Source organism: Bradyrhizobium sp., from assembly GCF_019244115.1.
GTDB lineage: Bacteria > Pseudomonadota > Alphaproteobacteria > Rhizobiales > Xanthobacteraceae > Bradyrhizobium.
In genome coordinates, this window is the sequence record NZ_JAFATE010000235.1 from 1 (window position 1) to 11,569 (window position 11,569).

9 protein-coding genes are annotated in these 11,569 nt (G+C 65.9%); 2 read left to right on the forward strand and 7 right to left on the reverse strand.

Going from position 1 to position 11,569, the window contains the following annotated elements; translation table 11 throughout:
* Both JOZ76_RS10550 and topA read right to left on the reverse strand, forming a co-directional pair.
* Nucleotides 1–1,664 (reverse strand): ribonuclease R family protein (locus tag JOZ76_RS10550; protein WP_291698574.1); only part of this gene is annotated, 1,664 nt, incomplete at its 3' end.
* Entirely contained in the window at nt 1,661–4,438 is a 2,778-nt protein-coding gene (gene topA / locus JOZ76_RS10555; protein ID WP_291698575.1) for a type I DNA topoisomerase, read from the reverse strand. The genes topA and JOZ76_RS10550, both read right to left, overlap by 4 nt.
* 223 nt (nt 4,439–4,661) lie before the next feature.
* On the opposite strand from topA, the gene JOZ76_RS10560 reads away from it, so the two are divergent.
* Complete coding sequence (locus tag JOZ76_RS10560) at nt 4,662–4,904, forward strand: hypothetical protein (protein ID WP_291698576.1); 243 nt, start codon at nt 4,662–4,664, stop codon at nt 4,902–4,904.
* Between the two features lie 12 nt (nt 4,905–4,916).
* On the opposite strand, the gene JOZ76_RS10565 is transcribed toward JOZ76_RS10560, so the two are convergent.
* Nucleotides 4,917–5,393, reverse strand: a complete 477-nt coding sequence (locus JOZ76_RS10565) for a winged helix-turn-helix transcriptional regulator (RefSeq protein ID WP_291698577.1) — start codon at nt 5,391–5,393, stop codon at nt 4,917–4,919.
* A 98-nt stretch (nt 5,394–5,491) separates the two neighbouring features.
* Here JOZ76_RS10565 and JOZ76_RS10570 point away from each other — a divergent pair, with 98 nt between their 5' ends.
* The gene (locus JOZ76_RS10570) at nt 5,492–6,265 is read left to right on the forward strand and encodes an SDR family oxidoreductase (protein ID WP_291698578.1); all 774 of its coding nucleotides are present in this window, start codon (nt 5,492–5,494) and stop codon (nt 6,263–6,265) included.
* 585 nt (nt 6,266–6,850) lie between these two features.
* Here the strand turns inward: JOZ76_RS10570 and dprA are convergent.
* The 4 genes from dprA to JOZ76_RS10590 form a co-directional block, all read right to left on the reverse strand.
* Nucleotides 6,851–7,960 (reverse strand): DNA-processing protein DprA, encoded by a 1,110-nt coding sequence (dprA, locus tag JOZ76_RS10575; protein ID WP_291698579.1) that lies wholly within the window; start codon nt 7,958–7,960, stop codon nt 6,851–6,853.
* Nucleotides 7,961–8,055: 95 nt separating this feature from the next.
* The gene (locus JOZ76_RS10580) at nt 8,056–9,444 is read right to left on the reverse strand and encodes a patatin-like phospholipase family protein (RefSeq protein WP_291698580.1); all 1,389 of its coding nucleotides are present in this window, start codon (nt 9,442–9,444) and stop codon (nt 8,056–8,058) included.
* Nucleotides 9,445–9,579: 135 nt separating this feature from the next.
* Complete coding sequence (gene plsY / locus JOZ76_RS10585) at nt 9,580–10,215, reverse strand: glycerol-3-phosphate 1-O-acyltransferase PlsY (protein WP_291698581.1); 636 nt, start codon at nt 10,213–10,215, stop codon at nt 9,580–9,582.
* A 153-nt stretch (nt 10,216–10,368) separates the two neighbouring features.
* On the reverse strand, nt 10,369–11,569 hold a 1,201-nt coding region (locus JOZ76_RS10590), incomplete at its 5' end, for a dihydroorotase (protein ID WP_291698582.1).

The following is an 11,569-nucleotide window of genomic DNA, read 5'->3' on the forward strand; positions in this document are numbered from 1 at the left end:
TTTTCGGCGGAATATTCCGCCTGCGCCTGGGAGCGCAGGATCACCTCATTGACCAGGGCCTCGTAGTCCGCGCCCTGCACGTTGGCGAGCACGCGATTGAACAGCGACGGGCGCAGCGGGCCGCCCTTGGCGAAAGGCAGATCGAGCGTCCGCAAAAATTCCTGCAGCGCGTGTACCTTCTCCAGGCTGGGCTCGTCGTGCACCCGGTAAATCAGAGGCAGCGCCTTCTTCTCCAGCATCTCGGCCGCGGCGACATTGGCCAGGATCATGAATTCCTCGATCAGGCGGTGCGCATCGAGCCGCTCGGGCACGATGACGCGGTCGACCGTGCCGTCCTTCTTCAGGAGGATCTTTCGCTCGGGGATGTCGAGGTCGAGCGGATCGCGCGCGTCGCGTGCGCGCTTGACTGCGGCATAGGCGGCATAGAGTGGTTCGAGGATGGGCGAGAGCAGGGGCCCGGTGACGTCGTCCACCTTGCCGTCGACCGCGGCCTGCGCCTGCGCATAATTCAGTTTCGCCGCCGAGCGCATCAGGACGCGATGGAACGAATGCGAGCGCTTGCGGCCGTCGGGGGCGATCACCATGCGCACGGCGAGCGCGCCGCGCGGCTCGCCCGGCACCAGCGAGCACAGATCGTTGGAGATGCGCTCGGGCAGCATCGGCACGACGCGATCGGGGAAATACACCGAGTTGCCGCGGATGAGCGCGTCTCGGTCGAGCGCCGAGCCGGGGCGGACGTAGAAGGCGACGTCGGCAATCGCGACATGGACAATGAAGCCGCCCTTGTTGTTCGGATCGGAATCGGATTCGGCATGGACGGCGTCGTCGTGATCCTTGGCGTCGGGCGGATCGATCGTGACCAGCGCTATATCGCGCCAGTCCTCGCGGCCCTTCAAGGTCGCGGGCTTGGCCTCTTCCGCTTCGCGCAGCGCCTCCTTCGAAAAGGCCTGGGGGATATCGTGGGCATGGATCGCGATCAGGCTGATGGCCTTTTCCGACGCGACCGAACCGAAGCGTTCCTTGACCCGGCCGGAGGCGAGCCCAAAGCCGCGCGAGCGGACGATGTCGACGGCGACGAGATCGCCGTCCCTGGCGCCGTGGCTGTCACTGGCCGCAATGTTCAGTTCGCGGCCGGCCTGCTTCTTGTCGACCGGGACGAGCCGGCCGCCGCCATCGGGCAGGGCGCGGAACACGCCGAGCACGCGCGATTTGGCGTGATCGATCACCTTGATGATGCGGCCGCGATAGGCGGGCCCTTCGGTGTCGTCTGTCCGTTCGACGCGCAGCAGCGCGCGGTCGCCGACGCCTGCGATCGCACCCGGCCGCGGGTGACGCGGCATGTGAATGCGGATCTTTGGCGGTTCGGAGTTCTCGACCTCGTCCCATTCGGCGGGCGTGGCGATCAGTTCGCCGTCGGCATCGCGCGAGGTGATGTCGGCGATCACGGTCGTGGGCAGGGCCGCGGTTTCGGCCACCTTCTTGCCGCGCTTGGAAATCGTGCCGCGGTCGGCGAGCTCGCGCAAAATCCGCTTCAGCTCGGCGCGGTCGGCATTTTTGAGGCCGAACGCGCGCGCGATCTCCTTGGTCCCGACTTCGCCGGGATGAGCGCGAATGTAGGCGACGATGGCGTCCGTACTCGGAAAGACGCTGTCGCGAGGCTTCATCCGCGTGCCTTGCCGGCGCTCTTCTTGGCAGGCGCTTTGGTGGCCGGCTTTGCCGCCGAGGTTTTCGCGGCGGAGGCGACCGGGGCGCGCGCCTTGCTGGTCGACGCCGATGTCGGCTTGGCGGCGGCCTTCTTCACCGCGGCCTTTTTCGCCGGCTTTGCGGCCTTCTCCTCGCCCTCGTCGATATGTTTGGCCGGCTTCGCAGCCTTAGCGCTGCCCTTGGGGACCTTGCTCGTCTTGGCCTTCGCAGCCTTGCCCTTAGCCCCGCCCTTAGCCGCGCGCTCGTCGATCAGCGCGATCGCCTCGGCCAGCGTGACCTGATCCTTGTCGCGGTCGCTCGGAATGGTCGCGTTGACGCCGCCGGCGCTGACATAGGGGCCGTAGCGGCCGTTCTTGAGCGCGATTGCACCGAGGGTCGGATGGTCGCCGAGCGCCTTGCCGGGATCGGCGCCGAAGCGGCGGCCACTCGGGCCTTTTGCGATCTTCTCGGCGATCAGCGTCACCGCGCGGTTCAAGCCGATCTCAAAGACCTCGTCGCCGGCCTCGAGGCTCGCATAGGTCTTGTCATGCCGCACGAACGGGCCAAAGCGCCCGAGGCCGGCCGTGATTGGCAGGCCGCTCTCCGGATGCTTGCCGATCTCGCGCGGCAGCGACAGCAGTTTGAGCGCAAGCTCGAGCTCGACATCCGCGGGCGTCGTACCCTTCGGGATGCCGGCGCGCTTCGGCTTTTCGCCTTCGCCATAATCCTTCTGCTCGCCGAGCTGGATGTAGGGACCAAAACGCCCGGCCTTGACCGCGACGTCAAGCCCGGTCTCCGGATCCTTGCCGAGCACGCGGTCCGCCGTTGCCTCGCCGTCGGCGGCAAGCGGACGGGTGTAGCGGCACTCCGGATAGTTGGAGCAGCCGACGAAGGCGCCGAACTTGCCGGCCTTCAGATTGAGCCGGCCGCTGCCGCAGGTCGGACATTGCCTGACATCACCGCCGTCAGTGCGCGGCGGATAGATGTGCGGCCCGAGCATCTCGTCGAGCGCGTCCAGGACCTGGGCCACGCGCAGGTCCTTGATGTCGTCGACGGCGCCGATGAAGTCGCGCCAAAAATCCTTCAAAACCTGCTGCCAGGAAATCTCGTTGTTGGAGATCCGGTCGAGCTGCTCCTCGAGATCGGCGGTGAAGTCATATTCGACGTAGCGGGCGAAGAAGTTCTCCAGAAACGCGACGACGACGCGGCCCTTGTCCTCGCCGTGCAGCCGCTTCTTCTCCAGCTTGACATAGCCGCGGTCTTTCAGCACCTGCAGGATCGAGGCATAGGTCGAGGGCCGGCCGATCCCGAGCTCTTCCATCCGCTTGACCAGCGAGGCTTCGGAAAAGCGCGGCGGCGGTTCGGTGAAATGCTGGGTGACGGAGAGATCGTGCCGCTTGAGCGGCTCGCCTTCGCTCATCGAGGGCAGGCGGCGGCCGTCTTCGTCTTCCTCATCGTCGCGGCCTTCCTGGTAAAGTGCGAGAAAACCGTCGAACTTGATGACCTGGCCGGTTGCGCGCAGCTCCAGCACGCGGGCGCCGGCCTTTGCGGTGATGTCGACCGTGGTGCGCTCGAGCTCGGCCGATTCCATCTGGCTGGCGATGGTGCGGGTCCAGATCAGCTCGTAGAGGCGAGCTTGATCGTTGTCGAGCCGGCGGCGCATGTCGGCGGGACGGCGTGAGAGGTCAGTCGGACGAATCGCCTCGTGGGCCTCCTGGGCGTTCTTCGCCTTGGTCTGATACTGGCGCGGGCTGTCCGGCACATAGGCGTTGCCATAATCCGCGCCGATCACCTTGCGGGCCTGGGTGATCGCTTCATTGGCGATCTGCACGCCGTCGGTTCGCATATAGGTGATGAGGCCGGTGGTCTCGCCGCCGGTGTCGATGCCTTCATAGAGGCGCTGGGCGATCCGCATCGTATGCGCCGGCGCAAAGCCGAGTTTGCGGCTCGCTTCCTGCTGCAGCGTCGACGTCGTGAACGGCGCCTGCGGATTGCGCCGTGCCGGTTTTGCGTCGACCGCGGTGACGACAAAGCTTGCCGCCTCGATCGCGCGGCGAAAATCCTCGGCTTCCGCGCCGGATCCGATGTCGAGCCGCTGGATCTTCTCGCCGTCGGCACCGACTAGACGTGCTTCAAAGGTGTCCCCGCGCGGCGTTGCCAGCGTCGCGATCAATGACCAGTATTCGCGGGGCACGAATTTCTCGATTTCCAGCTCGCGGTCGCAGACCAGCCGCAGCGCGACCGACTGCACCCGCCCCGCCGAGCGGGCGCCCGGCAGCTTGCGCCACAGCACCGGCGACAGCGTGAAGCCGACCAGATAGTCCAGCGCGCGGCGCGCCATGTAGGCGTCGACCAGCGCGCCGTCGATCTGGCGCGGCTGCTTCATGGCGTCCGAGACGGCCTGCTTGGTGATGGCGTTGAACACCACGCGCTCGATCTTCTGATCCTTCAGCGCGCGCTTTTCCTTCAGCACCTCCAAAACGTGCCAGGAGATCGCCTCGCCCTCGCGATCAGGGTCGGTGGCGAGAATCAGGCGATCGGCACCTTTGACGGAACGGGCAATGTCGTTAAGCCGGGACGCAGCCTTGGGGTCGACCTCCCAGATCATCCTGAAATTGTGGTCCGGATCGACCGAACCATTCTTGGCCGGGAGGTCGCGGACATGACCGAAGGAGGCCAGAACCTCGTAGGACGAGCCCAAATATTTGTTGATCGTCTTGGCCTTGGCCGGCGACTCCACGATGACGATATTCATGTAGTTCCAGTGACTTACGGGAAAAAATGAGGCCGATTCCGCGGGATTCGCGTCGGCCGTGCTAGCCCGAACATGGGTGTATAGGTGGCGCCTGTCAAATCGACAGATGTTGAAATTGGGTTTTCAAGGACGCACTTCCTATCTAAGGAGTTGCAGAGCGCCTCCTTCCGGTTGCACTCTTCCTGAGGGTATTTTGTGTACCACGCGGATTCGGAACAGTTTTTTGAAAAAGGCAGCGCGAAAGAGTAAGCGCGTACCTCTTCACAAGCGTCGGCGGTCGCGGATCGACGAACTGGCGGGGGATGACGGCCCGGACGAGGCCGTGGCGCTCATTTTGGAAACCCTCCCGGGGCTCACCCGGCTGGCGGAACGCCATCACCTTGATCTGCTCGCCTACCTGCTCGGCATGACCCAGATGGAAGCCGAGGAGCATCTTCGTGTCCGCAGCAGGCGCAAGCTGTCGTAAGCGCACCAGGCGTCAGGCTGGAGCCCGCCGGACATTGCGGGCGGACGGCCGGGGCTTCAGGGTCGTGTCGTCAGCCGCGAGCTGCCGTCCATCCTGAGAATGAAGCGCAAGCGGGCGGACCGGCTTCCCTTTACTGCGATCGACCAGCAGGGTTCCAATCTCGTCGGGCCGGTCGTCGAACTGCTCGCTCCACTGGCGTAGCGCCACGAGCACGGTGAACAGGCCGCGTCCCTTCGGCGTCAGCACATACTCATGATAGGCGCTGCCGTCCGAGGCGGGCGCCGTCGCCAGGATGCCGCGATCGATAAGGGCGCGGAGCCGCGCGCTGAGGATGTTTTTGGCGAGGCCCAATTTCTTCTGGAACTCGCCGAAGCGCCGTGCGCCCAGAAACGCATCGCGGACGATCAACAGCGACCACCAGTCGCCGATCACGTCGAGCGCCCGCGCGATCGGGCAGGCATCGCCCTCCAGGCTCGTCCGCTTGACCATGTCCGTTCTCCCCGATCACGGGCTTGTGTAGTTGCATCATTAAACCTCGTCACTTAGATAGGCAATCGGTTTAATAATGCAACCACATGGAGGATGTCGTGAGACTCATGAACAAGACGGCGTTGATCACCGGCGGCAATAGCGGCATCGGCCTCGCGACCGCGCGACTGTTCGTGGCGGAAGGCGCGAGAGTGGCGATCACCGGCCGCAACCGTGACACGCTCGCGGTGGCATCAAAGGAACTGGGACCGCAGGCGCTCGCACTGACTGCCGACGTCACCGATGTCGCGGCAACCGAGGCTGCGATTTCCGCCGCTGCCGACAAGCTCGGCAAGTTCGACGTGCTGTTTGCGAACGCCGGCATCGCCGAGCGGACGCCGGCCGGCGGAAGCTCGCTTGCGGTGTTCGAAGACGTGCTGCGCACCAACGTCACCGCGGTGTTCTTCACGGTGCAGTCGGCGCTGCCGCACCTCAATGACGGCGCCTCCATCATTCTCAATGGTTCGGTGATCTCGCGGCTCGGCAATCCCGGCTATGCGGCCTATGCCGCGAGCAAGGCCGGCGTGCGCGCCATGGCGCGTGTCCTCGCTTCAGAGCTGTCGCCGCGCCGGATCAGGGTCAACGTGGTCTCGCCCGGCGCATCGCGGACCCCGATCTGGAATGGCACGGCACCGACTCCGGACGCGTTCGCCGCCTTTGAAAAGCGAATCTCGGGAGTCATTCCGCTGGGGCGGATCGGCGAGCCGGAAGAAGTCGCCAAGGCGGTCCTGTTTCTTGCCTCGAACGATGCCTCCAACATCCAGGGCGCGGAACTCTTCGTGGACGGCGGCGCAACCGCTGCACCGGCGGGAGCCCCGGTGTTTCGCGGCTAGCCGGGTTCATTTCTCGAATAACCAATACGACAACGGGTTCCCTCGCGGATGCGCCGCGAGGGTGCACCGATTCTTCTGCTCTTCTCTTGAACGTATTTTGTGCAAACATTGAACCTTGGTGGCCGCTCGACAGACCTTCTTGCGGGCTAAGATTTGTATTCGCCGACCTGGAGAGTCCGTAATGTCGAAAGCCGCTCGCCTTGTTGTTTCGCGTTCTGCGTCGACTGCCTCATCCGATACTTCCGATACTCGTGAATTGATTTCGATCGCACTATTTTCAGGGATTGGACTTTTGATCACACTTATCGCAGTCCTGTGCGGCGTGCAGGGCGTGTGGTTCTAACTTTGTCCGGTCAGATCCGGACCTGTCGGCCGGCCGCTTTGCGAAGGCGGCAGGCCGATCGCCTTCAGATGATCATGCGTGGAGATCGGTCGGGGCTTTCCAAGGCCGCTCGCCAGCGCCTTCTCGAGCTGACGAGCTCGGCGGTGGCCTGGCCAAGTCGGTGATGGCACTCGGCGAATGCCAAAGGCCAACCAAGGCGAGATCGAAGGCGCGCGCATGCACTTCGATCAGAGAAGCGATTCTTAGATCAGCGAGACCATGCCGCCCCCATGGCGTTCGAGCCGGCCGGCGAGCTCAAGCTCGAGCAGCACCATGCGCACGATGGCGGGCGACATGCCGGCCATGCGGATCAGATCGTCAATCAGCACCGGTGTCGGTCCAAGCAATCCGGTCACCCGCTCGCGCTCGCCTGCTTGCGGATCGGAGGCGGGTAGCTCGTCGTCTTCCTCGCGCAGGCCGAGCGCGAGCGGCCGTTCCATGATAGGCGCAACCGCGTGGATGATGTCGGCGGCGTCCGTGACCAGGGTCGCGCCCTGTTTGATCAGGTCGTTGGTACCCGCGGCGCGCGGATCGAGCGGCGAGCCGGGCACGGCGAACACCTCGCGGCCCTGTTCGGCGGCCATGCGGGCCGTGATCAGCGAGCCGGAGCGATGCGCGGCCTCCACGATGACGACGCCGAGGGCTGAGCCCGAGATCAGGCGGTTGCGGCGGGGAAAATCCCGCGCGCGCGGTTCGTGGCCGAGCGGCATCTCCGTGATCGCGGCTCCCGGACCGAGGATGCTCGCGAGCAGGTCCTGATGCTCCGGCGGATAGATCTTGTCGTGGCCACCGGCCAGCACCGCGACCGTGCCTTGCGCAAGACTTGCGCGATGGGCGGATTGATCGATGCCGCGCGCGAGACCGGAGACGATGATGAAGCCCGCCTCGGCCAGATCATGCGCCAGGCGGCTGGCGAATTTCAGCCCCGCAGCCGACGCATTGCGCGAGCCGACGATCGCGATCATCGGCCGCGTCAGCGCCTCGGTGGCGCCGCGCACGCCGAGCAGCGGCGGCGCGTCGTCGATGGTTGCCAGCCGCGGCGGATAGCCGGCCTCGCTGGGCGCCTTCAGGCTGATGCCGAGCCTTTGGCAGGCCGCGAGCTCGGCGCGCGCATCATCCTCGCTCGGGATGCGGGCACTGCCACCGCCGCGCCGGGCGAGCTCCGGCAGCCGCTCCAGCGCGGCGCGCGCACTGCCGAAATGGAGAACGAGCGAACGAAACGTCCGCGGCCCGACATTGTCGGAGCGGATCAGCCGCAGATGGTCGATGCGCTCGGCCTCTGTGAGCTGACTGGTCGGATTGAACGCGTCCACGCTGGCCTCCCCGCACCAGCATGGCGCAACCTGAGGGCGTGGGGAAGGGGGCTTGTCTCATCACGTGAGCGCGTGCGCCGGATCGCTTGCCCGTGTCATACCCGTGCCGGCTCCGTGAACGACTGCAACGCCGCGGTGACGTAATCCCAGGGCTCCGGGACGGTTGGCTTGGCCTGCCCGGTGCCCTGCCGCAGCCAGCGCTCGGCCGCAGCATGACCGCGCTCGCACAGCAAGGTGATCAGGCCGCGATCCATCTCCGCCGAGCTCTGCCGCGCCAACCCCTCGACCTCGTCTTCGGCAGCGATCCGGTGCAGCCGGAAGCGGTGCAGCGAGGTCGAGAGATCGCGCGCCCATTCGATCGCAGCGATCTCGGCCTGCAGCGCGGCATTGGCGGCGATCTGGTCGAGGCGGCGATCGATCGCAGCCGCGGTAGCTGGAACGGTCTCGTCGCGCGCGGGCACAGCCTGCACGACCAGGAGGTCGGCGGATTCCGATTCCTGGATCAGTCGAACCAGCGGCGGATTGGCGCTATGGCTGCCGTCCCAAAAAACCTCGTCGCCAATCTCGACCGCGCCATGAACCAGCGGCGGACAGGTCGACGCCAGCACCACGTCGGCCGTGATGTCGGCATTGCGGAAAAGCTGCGGCCGGCCATCGCGCACGCGCGTGGCCGCGATCAGCAGCTTTGGGCACGCGGCGGTGCGCAAGGCGGTGAAATCGACGTATTCGGTCAGCTCCTGGCGCAGCGGATTGAGATCGAACGGATCGATTGGCGAGAGCCGCAGCGCCGACCCGAAGGACACCGAGGTCGAGGCCGGCGCAAAGGCGCCGATCAGCATCAGCGCGCGGAACGACGTCGCATTCAGCATGCGGTTCCAGAAGCGCGCGAGCAGCGCGCGGGCGTGCTCGCGTCCGCCCTCGGCGAGACCGCAGGCGAGCAGAGTAGCGTTGACGGCACCCGCGCTGGCGCCACTGATGGCGTCGAACGAAAGGTCGGGTTCTTGCAGCAGGCGGTCGAGCACGCCCCAGGTGAAAGCCGCAAAAATGCCGCCGCCTTGCAGGGCGAGCGACAGTTTTCGCGGCGGCCAGACCGCGGGCTCGGCCGTGCGCGGTTGAAATGCAGCTTCGGTCTGGGATTCGGTCTTGGCTTCGGCGACCTGTTGTGCGCTCGAGCAGGCGGCCTTGGCCCGCGCCAGAAGCTCGGACGGCCGCGCGCGCGGAGGTGGCGCGGCCGCGGGCACGTCGGCCTGATCGGGGGCAGGGGTTGGTGGGCGGCTTTCGCCCTGGGTTATCCGCGCACTCTCCGCTGTCGGCACGCTCCGCGTTGCCGGCACGCTCCGCGTTGCCAGGACGCCGGGTGTCGACCAGATGTCGGTGGCGGCGAGCAGCGCGCTCGCGCTGGTTCGCACCGGCTCGGCCGTCGCCCGCGCGGCGTCGCCCTGGTTGTGATCACCGTGCGCGACGGAAGGCAAGATCGTGCTCATCTGACGTAACCGCTGTTCGTCACTCAGGATGACAGGCCCGCAACTCCTTCACCAGCGCCTGCCTCGACTTGCGAACAGGATACGCCGAACCTTTCACAGGATTGAAGACGTCGATGTTACGGGCTTGCAATCGCATCAGGAGCTTTTCGAATCATCCTCACGCTGCACTGCATCCGCTTTCTTTGCCCCGACCTTGCTTTCGGTTCCCGCCACGAGCCGCTTGATGTTTTCGCGGTGCATATAGAACAGCAGCAACGTCAGGACTGCGAAGAGCATTGCGAACGCGGCATGGCCGGACCACCACAGAAGCGGCGGCGTGATGACGCTTGCGACCAGCGCGGAAAGCGAGGAGTAGCGGCTGGCGAAGGCGGTCGCGAGCCAGATCAAGCAGAAAACCAATGCCGCGGGCCAGAATAGGCCAAGCAGGATCCCGATATAGACCGCAACGCCCTTGCCGCCCTTGAACTTGAGCCACACGGGGAAAAGGTGGCCGAGAAAGGCGCCGAGCGCGGCGAGCATCGCCGCAGTCGGGCCGTCAAGATAGCTTGCGATGAGGACGGCAGCGGTTCCCTTCAGCATGTCGCCGATCAGCGTTCCCGCAGCAAGTCCCTTGCGCCCGGTGCGCAGCACATTGGTGGCGCCGATATTGCCGGACCCGATCGAGCGCAGATCCTCTGTGCCGGCGACCTTGGTCAGGAGCAGCCCGAACGGGATCGAGCCAAGCAGATAGCCGATGACCAACGCGATCGGCAGAGCGACTTCAGGTGCCATCGGTGGAACTCCCAACGCCATCGACCCTCATGGTGAGGAGCCGCGCTCCTGCGCGGCGAACTAAGAGGCCGAGATGCGGGCCTCATCCTTCGAGACGCGGCGAAGACGCCGTTCCTCAGGATGAGGGGTGAAACCGCCTCGTCGACGCGCCCATCACACATGCTCATACACCGTGCGGCCGCCGACGATTGTGCGGACCACGCGTCCGGAAAACCGCGCTTCGTCGAACGGCGTGTTCTTGCATTGCGACTTCAGGTCGGCGCGATCGAGGATCCACGGCGTATCCGGGTCGATCACGATGACGTCGGCGGGCGCGCCGGCGCGCAAGCTGCCGCCGGGCAGGCCGAGGACTTCGGCCGGCCGCGTCGACATCGCCCGGATCAGCGCCTTGAAATCCATCTCGCCATTATGCACCAGGCGCAGGCCAGCCGGCAGCATGGTCTGCAAGCCCACAGCCCCGAACGCAGCCTCCGCAAAGGGCAGCCGCTTCACCTCGACGTCCTGCGGATTGTGGTCGGACATGATGACGTCGATCAGCCCCGAGGCCAGCGCGTCGACCAGCGCGCGGCGGTCGCTCTCGCCACGCAGCGGCGGCGAGAGTTTTAGAAACGTGCGGTAGGGGCCTATATCGTTCTCGTTCAAGGTGACGTGGTTGATCGAGACCGAAGCCGAGACCGCAAGGCCCGCATCGCGGGCGCGCTTCAAGATCTCCAGCGAGGCGATCGAGGACAGCGAGGCCGCATGATACCGCCCGCCCGTGAGCGTAACGAGCCGCATGTCGCGCTCCAGCATCACGGCTTCGGCCGCATCGGGGATGCCCATCAGCCCGAGGCGGGCGGCGAACTCGCCCTCGTTCATGACGCCTTCGCCGACGAGGTCAGGGTCCTCGGTATGGTGCACGATCAGCGCGTCGAAATCGCGCGCGTAGGTCAGCGCGCGGCGCATCACCTGCGCATTGGTCACGCTCTTGGCGCCATCACTGAACGCGACCGCGCCGGCGGCCTTCAACAAGCCGATCTCGGTCATCTCCGCGCCGGCGAGCCCCTTGGTCAGCGCGCCCATGGGATGAATGTTGACGATCGCGGTGTCGCGGGCCCGCCGCAGCACGAAATCGACCGTCGCCGAATTGTCGATCACGGGCGACGTATCCGGCTGGCAGATGATGGTGGTGATGCCGCCGGCCGCGGCGGTCTGGCTCGCCGAGGCAAAGGTCTCGCGGTGGCTCGCGCCGGGCTCGCCGACGAAGGCGCGCATGTCGATCAGCCCCGGGGCCACGATCTTGCCCGCGCAATTGATCACGTCGGTGCCCTCGGGCACGCCGGCCGCGCCGATGCCGCGCTTCAGGTCGCGGACA